The organism is Streptomyces sp. DSM 120436 (assembly GCF_055778765.1).
This window is the reverse complement of sequence record NZ_JBSKBS010000002.1, coordinates 1082882-1099605: the sequence shown is the minus strand read 5'-3', so window position 1 is coordinate 1099605 and position 16724 is coordinate 1082882. Positions and strand designations below refer to the sequence as shown.

Sequence of the window (16724 nt, the reverse complement as noted above, 5' to 3'; positions counted from 1 at the left end):
CCGGTCCGCGGGGGTGCGGCGGGGCGCGCGGCGGCGCCCGCGCACGGCGGCCCGGGTGCCCCGCAGCCGCGCCCCCGCGCGCGTGACTACGATGGGCCCGCCGGTGGCCAGCAGGGGCCGCGCGGCCACACCGACCGTCGGGAAGGCCATGCTGAACAAGTACGCGCGTGCATTTTTCACGCGTGTCCTCACACCGTTCGCCGCGTTTCTCATCCGGCGGGGGGTCAGCCCCGACACGGTCACGCTCATCGGCACCGCGGGCGTGGTGGCGGGTGCGCTGGTCTTCTATCCGCGCGGCGAGTTCTTCTGGGGCACGGTCGTCATCACGCTGTTCGTCTTCTCCGACCTGGTCGACGGCAACATGGCCCGGCAGCTGGGCCGTTCCAGCCGCTGGGGCGCCTTCCTGGACTCCACCCTGGACCGGGTCGCCGACGGCGCGGTCTTCGGCGGCTTCGCCCTGTGGTACGCGGGCTCCGGCGACGACGACGTGCTGTGCGCGGTGTCGATCTTCTGCCTGGCCAGCGGCCAGGTGGTGTCGTACACCAAGGCGCGCGGCGAGTCGATCGGGCTGCCGGTCGCCGTCAACGGGCTGGTGGAGCGGGCCGAGCGGCTGGTGATCTCGCTGGTCGCGGCCGGGCTCGCGGGCCTGCACGCGTTCGGGGTGCCCGGCATCCAGTACCTGCTGCCCGTCGCCCTGTGGGCCGTCGCCGTCGGCAGCCTCGTCACGCTGATCCAGCGCGTGGTCACCGTGCGCCGCGAGTCCGCCGAGGCGGAGGCCGCGGAGCGGCAGGCGCAGGGGAGCGAGGCCGCCCAGTGAGCGCCCGCGAACGGCTCGCCGACGCCCTGTACGGCGCCGGCTGGAGCACCGTGAAGAAACTGCCCGAGCCGGTCGCCGTGCGCCTGGGCCGGACCATCGCCGACGCCGCCTGGAAGCAGCGCGGCAAGGGCGTGCTGCGGCTGGAGAGCAACTACGCGCGCGTGGTGCCCGGCGCGAGCCCGGAGCGGCTCGCCGAGCTGTCCCGCGCGGGCATGCGGTCCTACCTGCGGTACTGGATGGAGTCGTTCCGGCTGCCCTCCTGGAGCCCCGAGCGCATCGCCGACTCCCTCACCGTGAAGGACCTGCACCACCTCGACGAGGGCATGGCGGCCGGCAAGGGCGTCGTCCTGGCGCTCCCGCACCTCGCCAACTGGGACCTCGCCGGCGCCTGGCTCACCACCCGGCTCGGCATGCCGTTCACCACCGTCGCCGAGCGCCTCAAGCCGGAGACGCTGTACGACCGCTTCGTCGCCTACCGCGAGGGCCTCGGCATGGAGGTCCTGCCGCACAGCGGCGGCTCCGCCTTCGGCACCCTGGCCCGACGGCTGCGCGACGGCGGCCTGGTCTGCCTGGTCGCCGACCGCGACCTGTCCGCCTCGGGCGTCGAGGTGAGCTTCTTCGGCCACGCCGCCCGCATGCCCGCCGGCCCCGCCCTGCTGGCCCTGCACACCGGCGCCCGGCTGCTGCCCGTCACCCTCTGGTACGACGAACCGCCCGTGATGCGGGGCCGGGTCCACCCCCCGGTCGAGGTTCCCGCGTCAGGCACGCGCGCCGAGAAGACGTCCGTGATGACACAGGCGCTGGCCGACGCCTTCGCCACCGGAATCGCCGGACACCCGGAGGACTGGCACATGCTGCAGCGCTTGTGGACCGAGGACCTCGACCCCGCGCACGCCCCCGGCGAGGGCCGGGAGGGGACGCCGTGAGGATCGGCATCGTCTGCCCGTACTCCTGGGACGTGCCGGGCGGCGTCCAGTTCCACATCCGCGACCTGGCCGAGTACTTCCTCCGCCTCGGACACGAGGTCTCCGTCCTCGCCCCGGCCGACGACGACACCCCGCTGCCCCCGTACGTCGTCTCCGCGGGCCGCGCGGTGCCGGTGCCGTACAACGGCTCGGTGGCCCGGCTGAACTTCGGCTTCCTGTCCGCCGCGCGGGTGCGGCGCTGGCTGCACGAGGGCTCCTTCGACGTGGTGCACATCCACGAGCCGACGTCGCCCTCGCTGGGCCTGCTGACCTGCTGGGCGGCCGAGGGCCCGATCGTCGCCACGTTCCACACGTCCAACCCGCGCTCCCGCGCGATGATCGCCGCGTACGCCATCCTCCAGGCCGCCCTGGAGAAGATCAGCGCGCGGATCGCGGTGAGCGAGTACGCCCGCCGCACCCTCGTCGAGCACCTGGGCGGCGACGCCGTGGTCATCCCCAACGGCGTCGACGTCGACTTCTTCGCCGAGGCCGAGCCCAAGCCGGAATGGCAGGGCGACACCATCGGCTTCATCGGCCGCATCGACGAACCCCGCAAGGGCCTGCCGGTGCTGATGCGGGCGCTGCCGAAGATCCTCGCCGCCCGCCCGCGGACCCGGCTGCTGGTGGCCGGGCGCGGCGACGAGGAGGAGGCGGTCGAGTCGCTGCCGGCCGAGCTGCGTCCCCGCGTGGAGTTCCTCGGCATGATCAGCGACGAGGACAAGGCGCGGCTGCTGCGCAGCGTGGACCTCTACGTGGCGCCCAACACGGGCGGCGAGAGCTTCGGCATCATCCTGGTCGAGGCGATGTCGGCGGGCGCGCCGGTGCTCGCCTCCGACCTGGACGCCTTCGCCCAGGTCCTCGACCGGGGCGCGGCCGGCGAGCTGTTCGCCAACGAGGACGCGGACGCGCTCGCCGACGCGGCGGTGCGCCTCCTGGGCGCCCCCGAGCGCCGCGCGGAACTCCGCGCGCGGGGCAGCGCCCATGTGCGCCGCTTCGACTGGTCGACGGTCGGCGCGGACATCCTCTCCGTCTACGAGACGGTCACCGCGGGCGCGGCGGCGGTCGCCACGGACGACCGCGCGACGGGCCTGAGGGCCCGGCTGGGGCTGGCGCGGGACTGAGACCCCGGGGCGCGTCCCGTGTCCTCAAGCCCCGCGTGCGCCGGACCCGGGATCCGGGGCGCGGCCCCAGGGACCGCGCCCCGCCGCGCCGGTACTAGCCTTGCCGCCCGTGACCGCAACCCTGATCTGGATCCTCGTCGTCCTCGTCGCCGTCGGGCTGTACCTGAGCTGGACGGCCGGGCGGCTGGACCGGCTGCACGCCCGGATCGACGCCGCCCGCGCCGCGCTCGACGCGCAACTGCTGCGCCGCGCCTCGGTGGCGCAGGAGCTGGCCACCTCCGGGGTGCTCGACCCCGCCGCCTCGATCGTGCTGTACGAGGCCGCGCACGCCGCGCGGCAGGCGGTGGAGGAGCAGCGGGAGGTCGCCGAGAGCGAGCTCAGCCAGGCGCTGCGGGCGGTGTTCGCCGACCCGCAGCAGGTGGACGCGGTCCGGGAGGCGCCCGGGGGAGAGGAGGCCACGCGGGAACTCGCCGAAGCCGTGCGCAGGGTGCCGATGGCCCGCCGCTTCCACAACGACGCCGTGCGCGCCGCCCGCGCCCTGCGGCTGCACCGCAAGGTGCGCTGGTTCCGGCTGGCCGGCCACGCCCCGTTCCCGATGGCCTTCGAGATGGACGACGAGCCGCCGGCGGCGCTGATCGAGCGGGCCGCCTGACGGCGATGTCCGGCCACCAGGAGCCCGGCCGTCGGCCGAGAACGAGCCACCGGCTCCCCATTGGCCCTTGATGTGGCCTGCTCCGGTCACGTTTCCTCAGTGCTGCAGAATCCCCCTCACCTCAGCGAGGTCATTCGTGTCCAGCACGCTCTCCGAAAACCAGGGTCCCCAGACCGGCACCGCGCGCGTGAAGCGCGGCATGGCCGAGCAGCTCAAGGGCGGCGTGATCATGGACGTCGTCACGCCGGAGCAGGCGAGGATCGCCGAGGACGCGGGCGCCGTCGCCGTCATGGCGCTGGAGCGCGTCCCCGCCGACATCCGCAAGGACGGCGGCGTGGCCCGGATGTCCGACCCGGACATGATCGAGGGCATCATCGACGCCGTGTCCATCCCGGTGATGGCCAAGTCCCGCATCGGCCACTTCGTCGAGGCCCAGGTGCTCCAGTCGCTCGGCGTCGACTACATCGACGAGTCCGAGGTCCTCACCCCGGCCGACGAGGTCAACCACTCCGACAAGTGGGCCTTCACCACCCCCTTCGTCTGCGGCGCCACCAACCTGGGCGAGGCCCTGCGCCGCATCGCCGAGGGCGCCGCGATGATCCGCTCCAAGGGCGAGGCCGGCACCGGCAACGTCGTCGAGGCCGTCCGCCACCTGCGCCAGATCAAGAACGAGATCGCCCGCCTGCGGGGCTACGACAACAACGAGCTGTACGCCGCCGCCAAGGAGCTGCGCGCCCCCTACGAGCTGGTCAAGGAGGTCGCCGAGCTGGGCAGGCTGCCGGTGGTGCTGTTCTCCGCCGGCGGTGTGGCCACCCCGGCCGACGCCGCGCTGATGCGCCAGCTCGGCGCCGAGGGCGTCTTCGTCGGCTCCGGCATCTTCAAGTCCGGCGACCCCGCCAAGCGCGCCGCGGCCATCGTCAAGGCGACCACCTTCTACGACGACCCGAAGATCATCGCCGATGCGTCCCGCAACCTCGGCGAGGCCATGGTCGGCATCAACTGCGACACCCTGCCCGAGACCGAGCGCTACGCCAACCGGGGCTGGTGATGACCGCTCCCGTGATCGGAGTGCTCGCGCTCCAGGGTGACGTACGGGAGCATCTGGTGGCCCTGGCCGCGGCCGACGCCGTGGCCGGGCCGGTCCGGCGCCCGGAGGAGCTTGCCGAGGTCGACGGCCTGGTGATCCCGGGCGGGGAGTCCACCACGATCTCCAAACTGGCCGTGCTCTTCGGTCTGATGGAGCCCCTGCGCGCCCGCGTGCGCGCCGGTATGCCCGTCTACGGCACCTGCGCCGGCATGATCATGCTCGCCGACAAGATCCTCGACCCGCGTTCCGGGCAGGAGACCGTCGGCGGCATCGACATGATCGTGCGCCGCAACGCCTTCGGCCGGCAGAACGAGTCGTTCGAGGCCGCCGTCGAGGTCGAGGGAATCGCCGGGGAACCCGTGCAGGGCGTCTTCATCCGGGCGCCCTGGGTGGACTCCGTCGGCGCGTCCGCCGAGGTGCTCGCCGAGCACGACGGCCACATCGTCGCGGTCCGCCAGGGCAGGGCGCTCGCGACCGCTTTCCACCCGGAACTGACCGGGGACCACCGGGTGCACCGCCTCTTCACCGACATGGTGCGGGCGAACCGGAGGGGCGAGTCCTTGTAGGATTCCTGCGTTCGTTGCAGCGATGGGTTACGCGAAGGAGACAGGCAGATGTCCGGCCACTCTAAATGGGCCACGACGAAGCACAAGAAGGCCGTGATCGACGCCAAGCGCGGCAAGCTCTTCGCGAAGCTCATCAAGAACATCGAGGTCGCGGCCCGGATGGGCGGCGCCGACCCCGACGGAAACCCGACGCTGTACGACGCCATCCAGAAGGCGAAGAAGCAGTCGGTCCCCAACAAGAACATCGACTCCGCGGTCAAGCGCGGCGCGGGCCTGGAAGCCGGCGGCGCCGACTACGAGACGATCATGTACGAGGGCTACGGCCCCAACGGCGTCGCGGTGCTCATCGAGTGCCTCACCGACAACCGCAACCGCGCCGCCTCCGACGTCCGGGTCGCGATGACCCGCAACGGCGGCTCCATGGCCGACCCGGGCTCGGTGTCGTACCTGTTCCACCGCAAGGGCGTGGTGATCGTCCCCAAGGGCGAGCTGACCGAGGACGACGTCCTCGCCGCCGTGCTCGACGCGGGCGCCGAGGAGGTCAACGACCTCGGTGAGAACTTCGAGGTGATCAGCGAGCCGACCGACCTGGTCGCGGTCCGTACCGCGCTCCAGGACGCCGGCATCGACTACGAGTCGGCCGACGCCAACTTCGTCCCGACCATGCAGGTCCAGCTGGACGAGGAGGGCGCGAAGAAGATCTTCAAGCTCATCGACGCGCTGGAGGACAGCGACGACGTGCAGAACGTCTTCGCCAACTTCGACGTCAGCGACGAGATCATGGAGAAGGTCGACGCGTGACGCGTCCGCGGGGCGGCGGGCCGACGGGACACACCCCGTCGGCCCGCCGCTCTGTCGGTGGCACCCGATAGCCTGCACAAACAGGTGATCGAGCAAGGGGGCCGCGCATGCGCGTACTGGGGGTCGACCCGGGACTGACCCGGTGCGGCGTCGGCGTCGTCGAGGGGGTGGCGGGACGCCCGCTCACCATGCTCGGCGTGGGAGTCGTCCGCACGCCGACGGACGCCGACCTCGGCCACCGCCTGGTCGCCGTCGAAGAGGGCCTGGAGCAGTGGCTCGACGAGCACCGCCCGGAGTTCGTCGCCGTGGAGCGCGTCTTCAGCCAGCACAACGTGCGCACGGTGATGGGCACCGCCCAGGCCAGCGCCGTCGCCATCCTCTGCGCCTCCCGGCGGGGCATCCCCGTCGCCCTGCACACGCCCAGCGAGGTCAAGGCCGCCGTCACCGGTTCAGGCCGCGCCGACAAGGCCCAGGTCGGCGCCATGGTGACCCGCCTGCTGCGGCTCGACGCGCCGCCCAGGCCGGCCGACGCCGCCGACGCCCTCGCGCTCGCCATCTGCCACATCTGGCGCGCCCCCGCCCAGAACCGGCTCCAGCAGGCCGTCGCCGCCCACGCGGCGCGCGCCCCGCAGACCACCCCCCGGGCCCCCGCGGCCCGCCACGCATCGAAAGGCCGTACGGCATGATCGCCTTCGTCAGCGGCACGGTCGCCGCCCTCACCCCCGACACCGCGGTGGTCGAGGTCGGCGGTGTCGGCATGGCCGTCCGGTGCACGCCGGACACGCTGTCCACGCTGCGCGTCGGACAGCCCGCGAAGCTCGCCACCTCCCTCGTCGTCCGCGAGGACTCCCTGACCCTGTACGGCTTCGCCGACGAGGACGGACGCCAGGTCTTCGAGCTGCTCCAGACCGCCAGCGGCGTCGGCCCCCGGCTGGCCCAGGCCATGCTCGCCGTGCACAGTCCCGACGCCCTGCGCCGCGCCGTGGCCACCGGCGACGAGAAGGCGCTGACCGCCGTCCCCGGCATCGGCAAGAAGGGCGCCCAGAAGCTCCTCCTCGAACTGAAGGACCGGCTCGGCGAGCCCACCGGCGCCCCCGCCGTCGGCGCGCCCGTCACCGCCGGCTGGCGCGACCAGCTGCACGCCGCCCTCATCGGACTGGGGTACGCGACCCGTGAGGCCGACGAGGCCGTGGCCGCGGTGACCCCCCGGGCGGAGGCCGCCGGGGGCGCCGTACCGGTGGGGCAGCTGCTCAAGGCGGCCCTGCAGACGCTGAACCGCGCCCGATAGACCGCGGCCGCCGCCCAACGGCCCACGACCGCGCCCGAGTCCGTACGGAGAGCTGAGGCACACGCACATGAACTGGGACGACACGAACGACACCGCCGCCTCCGAGCGGCTGGTGGAATCGGTCGCCGACCGCGAGGACCAGGCCGTCGAGGCCGCGCTGCGCCCCAAGGACCTGGGCGAGTTCATCGGCCAGGAGAAGGTCCGTGAGCAGCTCGACCTGGTGCTGCGGGCCGCCCGCGCCCGCGGCGCCACCGCCGACCACGTCCTGCTCTCCGGCGCCCCCGGCCTCGGCAAGACCACCCTCTCCATGATCATCGCGGCGGAGATGGACGCCCCCATCCGCATCACCTCCGGCCCCGCCATCCAGCACGCCGGCGATCTCGCCGCGATCCTCTCCTCCCTCCAGGAGGGCGAGGTCCTCTTCCTCGACGAGATCCACCGCATGTCCCGGCCGGCCGAGGAGATGCTGTACATGGCGATGGAGGACTTCCGCGTCGACGTGATCGTCGGCAAGGGCCCCGGCGCCACGGCGATCCCGCTGGAGCTGCCGCCCTTCACCCTGGTCGGCGCCACCACCCGGGCCGGTCTGCTGCCGCCCCCGCTGCGCGACCGCTTCGGCTTCACCGCGCACATGGAGTTCTACGAGCCGGCCGAGCTGGAGCGGGTCGTCCACCGCTCGGCGAGCCTGCTCGACGTGGAGATCGACACCGAGGGCGCCGCGGAGATCGCCGGACGCTCCCGCGGCACACCCCGCATCGCCAACCGCCTGCTGCGCCGGGTCCGCGACTATGCGCAGGTCAAGGGCGACGGCCGGATCACCCAGGACGTCGCCGCCGCGGCCCTCGCGGTGTACGAGGTGGACGCCCGGGGCCTGGACCGGCTGGACCGGGCGGTGCTGGAGGCGCTCCTCAAGCTGTTCGGCGGCGGTCCGGTCGGCCTGTCCACGCTCGCCGTCGCGGTGGGGGAGGAGCGTGAGACCGTGGAGGAGGTGGCCGAGCCCTTCCTGGTGCGGGAGGGACTGCTCGCCCGTACCCCGCGGGGACGGGTGGCGACGCCCGCGGCATGGTCGCATCTCGGCCTCACGCCGCCGCGCTCGCAGGCCGCCGGAAACGGACAAGGGGACCTGTTCGGGGCGTGACGGCGGGCGCGCTGGCCCGGGCAGGAACCCGGGTGCCATGCTGAGCGTTGTTCCCTCGGTGCGGACTCGCCTAGACTCCGCCGGTGCCGCCCTTGTCGGCGGCAGCACATACCCCCAACCATCAGGCCGTTCACCATCGCGGTCGTGTGAAGGAAGTTCCGACCCGTGAGTCTCCTGACCCTCCTCCCGTTCATTGTGCTCATCGGGGCCATGTTCCTGATGACCCGCTCGGCCAAGAAGAAGCAGCAGCAGGTCATCGAGATGCGGAACCAGATGCAGCCCGGTTCCGGCGTCCGCACGATCGGGGGCATGTACGCCACGGTCAAGGAGGTCAACGAGGACACCGTCCTCCTCGACGCCGGGCCGGGCGTGGAGCTGCTGTTCGCGAAGAACTCGATCGGCGCCGTCCTGAGCGACGACGAGTACAACCGCATCGTCCACGGCATCGAGCACGACCCGCAGTCCGACGCCGACGTCGTCCCCGACGACGCCTCCTCCCTCCTCGAGACCGACGACTCCTCCGACGCTGCCGCCGACTCCGACGACACGCCTGTCGACCTCGGCAAGAAGGACGCGGAGGACGAGCCGGCCGACGCCACGGCGGACGCGCGCGCGAAGAAGTCCGACGGCGGCACCGACGCGAAGTAGCCGTGTCCCGGGGCGCGCGGGTACCGCCCGCGCGCCCCGGACCATGCCCGGCTCGCACGGGATCATCCCGACACCACGTCATGGCCGCCGGCCCCCCTCTCGGGATCAGGCGGCCCGAGAGGGAGTACAAAGGTGGCAGCACTCAAAAAGGGACAGAACGCGAGCGCCACAAGCAAGCCGTGGCGCTCGCTGGCTCTGATCCTGATCGCCATCGTGGCGCTCACCGGAGGGATGTTCGCCTCCGGGCACACCACTCCGCGTCTGGGCATCGACCTGGCCGGCGGTACGAGCATCACGCTGGCGGCGGTCCCCGAGGCGGGCCAGGAATCCGCGATCAACAAGACCAACATGGACACCGCGGTCTCCATCATGGAGCGGCGGGTCAACGGTCTGGGCGTCTCCGAGGCCGAGGTCCAGACGCAGGGCGACCGCAACATCATCGTCAACATCCCCAAGGGCACCAACTCCGAGCAGGCCCGGGAACAGGTCGGCACCACCGCCAAGCTCTACTTCCGTCCCGTGATCGCCACCGAGCTGGCCGCCGGCGGCGCCGCCCCCGAGCCGAGCGCCACCGGCGCCCCCTCCGCAGACTCCTCCGGCTCCTCCGGCGACAGGGCCACGGACGACGCGAGCGAGGAGGCCACCGACGGCTCCGCCGCGCCCGCCACTCCCTCGTCGAGCGCCACCGCCCAGGGCCGCGCGCTCACCGACGCCCTGAAGGCCGACGAGAGCCCGTCCGCCACCGACCAGGCGAGCCCCGCCCCGTCCGCGGCGGGCGGCGCCTCCGCCGACGCCGACAGCGAGCTCCAGGCCGCGTACGCGGGGCTCGACTGCACCGAGGAGAGCGTCCGCGCCACCGCCGGTGACGGCGCCAAGGCCACCGACTCCACCGTCGCCTGCGGCCAGAACTCCGAGGGCCAGTGGCAGAAGTACATCCTCGGCCCGGCCGCCGTCGACGGCACCGACGTCGACGAGGCCGACGCCGTCCTCAACACCCAGTCCGGCGCCGGCTGGACCGTGACCATGCAGTTCACGGACGAGGGCTCCAAGAAGTTCGCCGACATCACCGGCCAGCTCTCCCAGAAGCCGTCCCCGCAGAACCAGTTCGCGATCGTCCTGGACGGCGAGGTCGTCTCCGACCCGTACGTCCGGCAGGCCCTGACCGGCGGCAACGCCGAGATCTCCGGCAACTTCACCCAGCAGTCGGCGCAGGAACTGGCCAACATGCTGTCCTACGGCGCCCTGCCGCTGACCTTCCGTGAGGACAGCGTCACCACCGTCACCGCCGCCCTCGGCGGCGAGCAGCTCGAGGCCGGCCTGATCGCCGGCGCCATCGGCGTCGCGCTGGTCGTGCTGTACCTGCTGATCTACTACCGCGGCCTGTCCTTCATCGCCGTCGCGTCCCTGCTGGTCTCCGCGGCCCTCACCTACGTGATCATGTCGCTGCTCGGCCCGACCATCGGCTTCGCGCTGAACCTGCCGGCCGTCTGCGGCGCCATCGTGGCCATCGGCATCACGGCGGACTCCTTCATCGTCTACTTCGAACGGGTCCGGGACGAGATCCGCGAGGGCCGCTCGCTGCGCCCCTCCGTGGAGCGGGCCTGGCCGCGCGCCCGGCGCACCATCCTGGTCTCCGACTTCGTGTCCTTCCTGGCCGCCGCCGTGCTCTTCGTGGTCACCGTCGGCAAGGTGCAGGGCTTCGCGTTCACCCTGGGGCTGACCACGCTCCTCGACGTCGTGGTGGTGTTCCTCTTCACCAAGCCGCTGCTGACACTGATGGCCCGCCGTCCGTTCTTCGCGAGCGGCCACAAGTGGTCCGGTCTCGACCCGAAGGCGCTGGGCGCGAAACCGCCGCTGCGCCGCACCCGCCGTCCCTCCGCCCCTGCCCTGACGAAGGAGGCGTGAGAGATGTCGAAGCTCGGCACCCTCGGCGCCCGACTGCACCACGGCGAGATCGGCTACGACTTCGTCAAGAACCGCAAGCTCTGGTACGGCGTCTCGATCCTCATCACCATCGCGGCCATCCTCGGCCTGGGCGTGCGCGGCCTGCACATGGGCATCGAGTTCCAGGGCGGCGCGGTCTTCACCACCCCGAAGAACATGAGCGTCTCGGTGGCGACCGCCGAGGACCACGCGGAGGACGCCTCCGGCCACGACGCCATCGTCCAGAAGCTCGGTGACGGCAGCCTGCGCATCCAGGTCTCCGGCATCGACACCAAGACCTCGGACACCATCAAGGACCGGCTCGCCGCCGACCTCGGGGTCGACGCCGAGAAGATCAACGCCGAACTGGTCGGTCCCAGCTGGGGCGAGCAGATCGCCAACAAGGCCTGGCAGGGCCTGGGCATCTTCCTCATCCTGGTCGTGATCTACCTGGCGATCGCCTTCGAGTGGCGCATGGCCGTGGCCGCGTTCGTCGCGCTGATCCACGACATCACCATCACGGTGGGGGTCTACGCCCTCGTCGGCTTCGAGGTCACCCCCGGCACGGTGATCGGTCTGCTCACCATCCTCGGCTACTCGCTGTACGACACGGTGGTCGTCTTCGACAGCCTCAAGGAACAGACCAAGGACATCACCAAGCAGACCCGCTGGACGTACAGCGAGATCGCCAACCGGTCGATCAACAGCACCCTGGTGCGGTCGGTCAACACCACGGTGGTGGCGCTGCTTCCGGTGGCGGGACTGCTGTTCATCGGCGGCGGCGTCCTCGGCGCCGGCATGCTGAACGACATCTCCCTGTCGCTGTTCGTCGGCCTCGCCGCCGGCGCGTACTCCTCGATCTTCATCGCCACCCCGCTCGTCGCCGACCTCAAGGAGCGCGAGCCGGCCATGAGGAGCCTGAAGAAGCGCGTGCTGGCCAAGCGCGCCCACGGCGGCGACCCGGACGACGGCCGGGACACCCCCGTGACCCACGACGGCCACGACGAGCCCGCCGGCGTCGCGGCGGCGGTCGTCGGGCCCCGCACCCAGCCCGCGTCCCGCGTCCGCGGCCGCGGCCGACCCTCAGGAAAGCGCAGATGACCGAGCACGCCGACCTCTCCGCCCTGCTGCTGAGCCGTATCCGGGACGTGGCGGACTACCCGGAGCCGGGCGTGATGTTCAAGGACATCACGCCGCTCCTGGCCGACCCCAAGGCGTTCGACGCGCTGACCGCGGCCCTCGCGGACGTCGCCCGCCGGGCCGGCGCCACCAAGGTCGTCGGCCTGGAGGCCCGCGGGTTCATCCTCGGCGCCCCGGTCGCGCTCCGGGCCGGCCTCGGCTTCATCCCCGTCCGCAAGGCCGGCAAGCTCCCCGGGGCCACCCTCAGCCAGGCGTACGACCTGGAGTACGGCTCGGCCGAGATCGAGATCCACGCGGAGGACCTCGGCGCCGACGACCGCGTCCTGGTCGTCGACGACGTCCTGGCCACCGGTGGCACCGCCGAGGCGTCCCTCCAGCTCATCCGCAGGGCGGGCGCCGAGGTCGCGGGCCTCGCCGTGCTGATGGAGCTCGGCTTCCTCGGCGGCCGGGCCCGGCTGGAGCCCGCCCTGGCGGGCGCACCGCTGGAGGCGCTGCTCACGGTCTGAGCCCACGGGGGCGCCGGGAACGGCCCCGGAAACACCACGCAGGCGGACCCGGAGGAATACGGGTCCGCCTCGTGCGTTTCCCCTGTCGACGGCCCTCACACCGCTCCGGAGGCGATCGGCGGACGCGGGCTCGCTACCATGGGATCTCCGGAGCCTGACCGGGGACCCGGATCGCGCACGAGGAGTCCTCTTGCCAGACGAGGCCCAGCACCTGACCGCCGCCAAGCCCGAGCCCGCCTCGGCGCCGGCGGCGAAGCCCGCGCCGGACACGCCCCAGGCGAAGAACGACACCCGAGGGCCGGTGCAGCGCGCCCAGGCGGCTCCCGTGGACAAGCCCGAGCAGCCACGTCCCAAGCCGTCCCCTCCCGAGCGTTCCGCGTCCCCGGCCCGTCCCAACGCCGGCCAGCCGCGCTCCGGCTCCTCCAACCGCGTCCGCGCCCGCCTGGCCCGGCTCGGCGTCCAGCGGGCCAACCCGTACAACCCGGTGCTGGAGCCGCTGCTCCGGATCGTGCGGAGCAACGACCCGAAGACCGAGAACGCCACGCTGCGCCAGATCGAGCGCGCCTACCAGGTCGCCGAGCGCTGGCACCGCGGCCAGAAGCGCAAGAGCGGCGACCCGTACATCACGCACCCGCTCGCCGTCACCACCATCCTCGCCGAGCTCGGCATGGACCCGGCGACGCTGATGGCCGGGCTGCTGCACGACACCGTCGAGGACACCGAGTACGGCCTGGAGGACCTGCGCCGCGACTTCGGCGACGTGGTCGCGCTGCTCGTCGACGGCGTCACCAAGCTGGACAAGGTCAAGTTCGGCGAGGCCGCCCAGGCCGAGACCGTGCGCAAGATGGTCGTCGCCATGGCCAAGGACCCGCGCGTCCTGGTCATCAAGCTCGCCGACCGCCTGCACAACATGCGCACGATGCGCTACCTCAAGCGGGAGAAGCAGGAGAAGAAGGCGCGCGAGACCCTGGAGATCTACGCGCCGCTCGCCCACCGCCTGGGCATGAACACCATCAAGTGGGAGCTGGAGGACCTCGCCTTCGCGATCCTCTACCCCAAGATGTACGACGAGATCGTCCGCCTGGTCGCCGAGCGCGCCCCCAAACGCGACGAGTACCTCGCCATCGTCACCGACGAGGTGCAGCAGGACCTCAGGTCCGCCCGCATCAAGGCGACCGTCACCGGCCGCCCCAAGCACTACTACAGCGTCTACCAGAAGATGATCGTCCGCGGCCGCGACTTCGCGGAGATCTACGACCTGGTGGGCATCCGCGTCCTCGTGGACACCGTCCGCGACTGCTACGCGGCCCTCGGTACGGTGCACGCGCGATGGAACCCGGTCCCCGGCCGGTTCAAGGACTACATCGCGATGCCCAAGTTCAACATGTACCAGTCGCTGCACACGACGGTCATCGGCCCCGGCGGCAAGCCCGTCGAACTGCAGATCCGCACGTTCGACATGCACCGCCGCGCCGAGTACGGCATCGCCGCGCACTGGAAGTACAAGCAGGAGGCCGTCGCCGGCGCCTCCAAGATCCGCACCGACGCGCCCAGGTCGTCCGGCAAGAGCAAGGACGACCACCTCAACGACATGGCGTGGCTGCGCCAGCTCCTCGACTGGCAGAAGGAGACCGAGGACCCGGGCGAGTTCCTGGAGTCGCTGCGCTTCGACCTCTCGCGCAACGAGGTCTTCGTCTTCACGCCCAAGGGCGACGTCATAGCGCTGCCCGCCGGCGCCACCCCCGTGGACTTCGCCTACGCGGTGCACACCGAGGTCGGCCACCGCACCATAGGCGCCCGCGTCAACGGCCGCCTGGTGCCGCTGGAGTCGACCCTCGACAACGGCGACCTGGTGGAGGTCTTCACCTCCAAGGCGGCCGGCGCGGGCCCCTCCCGCGACTGGCTCGGCTTCGTGAAGTCGCCCCGCGCCCGCAACAAGATCCGCGCCTGGTTCTCCAAGGAGCGCCGCGACGAGGCGATCGAGCAGGGCAAGGACTCCATCGTCCGCGCCATGCGCAAGCAGAACCTGCCGATCCAGCGCATCCTCACCGGCGACTCGCTGGTCACGCTGGCGCACGAGATGCGCTACTCCGACATCTCCGCGCTGTACGCGGCGATCGGCGAGGGGCACGTCTCCGCGCAGAACATCGTGCAGAAGCTGGTGCAGGCCCTCGGCGGGGAGGAGGCGGCCACCGAGGAGATCGACGAGTCGGTCCCGCCCGCCCGCAGCCGCCGCAAGCGCCGCTCCAACGCCGACCCCGGCGTCATCGTCAAGGGCGTCGAGGACGTGTGGGTCAAGCTCGCCCGCTGCTGCACCCCGGTGCCGGGCGACCCCGTCATCGGCTTCGTCACCCGCGGCAGCGGCGTCTCCGTGCACCGCAGCGACTGCGTGAACGTCGACTCGCTGTCCCGCGAGCCCGAGCGGATCCTCGAGGTCGAGTGGGCGCCCACCCAGTCGTCGGTGTTCCTGGTCGCCATCCAGGTCGAGGCCCTGGACCGCTCCCGGCTGCTGTCGGACGTCACGCGCGTGCTGTCCGACCAGCACGTCAACATCCTGTCCGCGGCCGTCCAGACCTCCCGCGACCGGGTCGCCACCTCCCGCTTCACCTTCGAGATGGGCGACCCCAAGCACCTGGGCCACGTCCTGAAGGCCGTACGCGGCGTGGAGGGCGTCTACGACGTCTACCGCGTCACCTCGGCCCGCAACCGCGGGTAGGACGCGCGCCGGACACACGGAAGGGGCCGCCGAGGTACGGCGGCCCCTTCGTCGCGCGTGCGGCCGGGCTCAGCCGCCGAACTCCTGGAGACCCTTCAGGGCCTGGTCCAGCAGGGCCTGGCGGCCCTCCAGCTCGCGCTCCAGCTTCTCCGCCTTGGCGGTGTTGCCCTGCGCGCGGGCCTGCTCGATCTGGCCCTTCAGCTTGTCCACGGCGGCCTGCAGCTGACCGGTCAGACCCTCCGCCCGCGCACGGGCCTCCGGGTTGGTCCGGCGCCACTCGGCCTCCTCGGCCTCCTGGAGGGCGCGCTCCACGGCGTGCATCCGGCCCTCGACCCGCGGACGGGCGTCCCGCGGCACGTGGCCGATGGCCTCCCAGCGCTCGTTGATCGCGCGGAACGCGGCCCGGGCGGTCTTCAGGTCCGTGATCGGCAGCAGCTTCTCCGCCTCGCCCGCCAGCTCCTCCTTGAGCTTGAGGTTCTCCGCCTGCTCCGCGTCACGCTCCGCGAACACCGAGGAGCGGGCCGCGAAGAAGACGTCCTGGGCGCCGCGGAAGCGGTTCCACAGCTCTTCCTCGTGCTCGCGCTGGGCGCGGCCCGCGGCCTTCCACTGCGTCATCAGGTCGCGGTACCGGGCCGCGGTCGGACCCCAGTCCGTCGAGCCCGACAGCGCCTCGGCCTCGGCGACCAGCTGCTCCTTGAGCCGGCGGGCCTCCTCGCGCTGCGCGTCCAGCTGTGCGAAGTGCTGCTTGCGCCGCTTGGAGAACGCCGACCGCGCGTGCGAGAAGCGGTGCCACAGCTCGTCGTCGGACTTGCGGTCCAGCCGAGGCAGACCCTTCCAGGTGTCCACCAGGGCCCGCAGCCGCTCCCCGGCCGCCCGCCACTGGTCGGACCGCGCCAGTTCCTCGGCCTCGGTGACCAGCGCCTCCTTGGCCCGCCGGGCCTCCTCGGACTGCCGGGCCCGCTGCGCCTTGCGCTCCTCGCGGCGCGCCTCGACCAGTTCCACGAGCTTGTCCAGCCGGGCCCTCAGGGCGTCGAGGTCACCGACCGCGTGATGGGCGTCGACCTGCTCGCGCAGGTGGTCGATCGCGGCCACGGCGTCCTTGGACGACAGGTCGGTGGTCCTCACCCGCTTCTCGAGGAGGCCGATCTCGACCACCAGGCCCTCGTACTTGCGCTCGAAGTAGGCCAGCGCCTCGTCAGGGGAGCCGGCCTGCCAGGAACCGACGACCTTCTCGCCGTCGGCCGTACGCACGTACACGGTCCCCGTCTCGTCGACGCGGCCCCACGGGTCGCTGCTCACAGCGCCTCCTCCACATGATGCCGTCGAGGGGCCTGTGCGCTCCCCCGGGCATCGTCC

General features: G+C 72.2%; 16 protein-coding genes. 15 read left to right on the top strand and 1 reads right to left on the bottom strand.

Features of this window, described 5'->3' with window-relative positions:
• The first annotated feature begins 91 nt into the window (after window positions 1-91).
• From pgsA to relA, 15 genes are all read left to right on the top strand, one after another.
• A complete protein-coding gene (gene pgsA / locus ACWH4W_RS26965) occupies window positions 92-817 on the top strand; it encodes a phosphatidylinositol phosphate synthase (protein WP_473079272.1) in 726 nt (241 codons plus the stop codon).
• Window positions 814-1743 carry a phosphatidylinositol mannoside acyltransferase gene (locus tag ACWH4W_RS26960; protein WP_473078431.1) on the top strand — a complete coding sequence of 310 codons (930 nt, stop codon included), beginning with the start codon at window positions 814-816 and terminating at the stop codon, window positions 1741-1743. Before pgsA ends, ACWH4W_RS26960 begins: the two co-directional genes overlap by 4 nt.
• A complete protein-coding gene (locus tag ACWH4W_RS26955; protein WP_473078430.1) occupies window positions 1740-2903 on the top strand; it encodes a glycosyltransferase family 4 protein in 1164 nt (387 codons plus the stop codon). Before ACWH4W_RS26960 ends, ACWH4W_RS26955 begins: the two co-directional genes overlap by 4 nt.
• A 109-nt stretch (window positions 2904-3012) precedes the next feature.
• The gene (locus ACWH4W_RS26950; RefSeq protein ID WP_473078429.1) at window positions 3013-3555 is read left to right on the top strand and encodes a LemA family protein; all 543 of its coding nucleotides are present in this window, start codon (window positions 3013-3015) and stop codon (window positions 3553-3555) included.
• Window positions 3556-3691: 136 nt separating this feature from the next.
• Window positions 3692-4603 (top strand): pyridoxal 5'-phosphate synthase lyase subunit PdxS, encoded by a 912-nt coding sequence (gene pdxS / locus ACWH4W_RS26945; RefSeq protein ID WP_473078428.1) that lies wholly within the window; start codon window positions 3692-3694, stop codon window positions 4601-4603.
• Window positions 4603-5208: a pyridoxal 5'-phosphate synthase glutaminase subunit PdxT gene (gene pdxT, locus ACWH4W_RS26940; protein WP_473078427.1), complete on the top strand. Its 606-nt coding sequence runs from the start codon at window positions 4603-4605 to the stop codon at window positions 5206-5208. The genes pdxS and pdxT overlap by 1 nt, the downstream gene beginning before the upstream one ends.
• A 48-nt stretch (window positions 5209-5256) precedes the next feature.
• On the top strand, window positions 5257-6009 hold the full coding sequence (locus ACWH4W_RS26935) for a YebC/PmpR family DNA-binding transcriptional regulator (protein WP_106415106.1): 753 nt from the start codon (window positions 5257-5259) through the stop codon (window positions 6007-6009).
• 107 nt (window positions 6010-6116) lie between these two features.
• Window positions 6117-6695, top strand: coding sequence for a crossover junction endodeoxyribonuclease RuvC (gene ruvC / locus ACWH4W_RS26930; protein WP_106415107.1), 579 nt, complete (start codon window positions 6117-6119; stop codon window positions 6693-6695).
• The gene (gene ruvA / locus ACWH4W_RS26925) at window positions 6692-7297 is read left to right on the top strand and encodes a Holliday junction branch migration protein RuvA (RefSeq protein WP_473078426.1); all 606 of its coding nucleotides are present in this window, start codon (window positions 6692-6694) and stop codon (window positions 7295-7297) included. Before ruvC ends, ruvA begins: the two co-directional genes overlap by 4 nt.
• Before the next feature lie 67 nt (window positions 7298-7364).
• On the top strand, window positions 7365-8435 hold the full coding sequence (gene ruvB, locus ACWH4W_RS26920; protein ID WP_290004372.1) for a Holliday junction branch migration DNA helicase RuvB: 1071 nt from the start codon (window positions 7365-7367) through the stop codon (window positions 8433-8435).
• A gap of 165 nt (window positions 8436-8600) precedes the next feature.
• The gene (gene yajC, locus ACWH4W_RS26915) at window positions 8601-9083 is read left to right on the top strand and encodes a preprotein translocase subunit YajC (RefSeq protein ID WP_473078425.1); all 483 of its coding nucleotides are present in this window, start codon (window positions 8601-8603) and stop codon (window positions 9081-9083) included.
• A gap of 132 nt (window positions 9084-9215) precedes the next feature.
• Window positions 9216-10988 (top strand): protein translocase subunit SecD, encoded by a 1773-nt coding sequence (gene secD, locus ACWH4W_RS26910; protein ID WP_473078424.1) that lies wholly within the window; start codon window positions 9216-9218, stop codon window positions 10986-10988.
• Window positions 10989-10991: 3 nt separating this feature from the next.
• Window positions 10992-12107 (top strand): protein translocase subunit SecF, encoded by a 1116-nt coding sequence (gene secF, locus ACWH4W_RS26905; RefSeq protein WP_473078423.1) that lies wholly within the window; start codon window positions 10992-10994, stop codon window positions 12105-12107.
• Complete coding sequence (locus ACWH4W_RS26900) at window positions 12104-12652, top strand: adenine phosphoribosyltransferase (RefSeq protein WP_473078422.1); 549 nt, start codon at window positions 12104-12106, stop codon at window positions 12650-12652. The genes secF and ACWH4W_RS26900 overlap by 4 nt, the downstream gene beginning before the upstream one ends.
• A gap of 190 nt (window positions 12653-12842) precedes the next feature.
• Complete coding sequence (relA, locus tag ACWH4W_RS26895; protein ID WP_473078421.1) at window positions 12843-15368, top strand: GTP pyrophosphokinase; 2526 nt, start codon at window positions 12843-12845, stop codon at window positions 15366-15368.
• Window positions 15369-15437: 69 nt separating this feature from the next.
• On the opposite strand, the gene ACWH4W_RS26890 is transcribed toward relA, so the two are convergent.
• Entirely contained in the window at window positions 15438-16667 is a 1230-nt protein-coding gene (locus tag ACWH4W_RS26890; protein WP_473078420.1) for a DUF349 domain-containing protein, read from the bottom strand.
• Between the last annotated feature and the right edge of the window lie 57 nt (window positions 16668-16724).

Excerpts from the sequence above, each read along its gene's own strand:
- secF (WP_473078423.1), top strand. The coding sequence starts at position 10,992 with ATGTCGAAGCTCGGCACCCTCGGCGCCCGACTGCACCACGGCGAGATC.
- ACWH4W_RS26900 (WP_473078422.1), top strand. The coding sequence starts at position 12,104 with ATGACCGAGCACGCCGACCTCTCCGCCCTGCTGCTGAGCCGTATCCGG.
- ACWH4W_RS26935 (WP_106415106.1), top strand. The coding sequence starts at position 5,257 with ATGTCCGGCCACTCTAAATGGGCCACGACGAAGCACAAGAAGGCCGTG.
- pdxT (WP_473078427.1), top strand. The coding sequence starts at position 4,603 with ATGACCGCTCCCGTGATCGGAGTGCTCGCGCTCCAGGGTGACGTACGG.
- ruvC (WP_106415107.1), top strand. The coding sequence starts at position 6,117 with ATGCGCGTACTGGGGGTCGACCCGGGACTGACCCGGTGCGGCGTCGGC.
- ruvA (WP_473078426.1), top strand. The coding sequence starts at position 6,692 with ATGATCGCCTTCGTCAGCGGCACGGTCGCCGCCCTCACCCCCGACACC.
- ruvB (WP_290004372.1), top strand. The coding sequence starts at position 7,365 with ATGAACTGGGACGACACGAACGACACCGCCGCCTCCGAGCGGCTGGTG.
- pgsA (WP_473079272.1), top strand. The coding sequence starts at position 92 with ATGGGCCCGCCGGTGGCCAGCAGGGGCCGCGCGGCCACACCGACCGTC.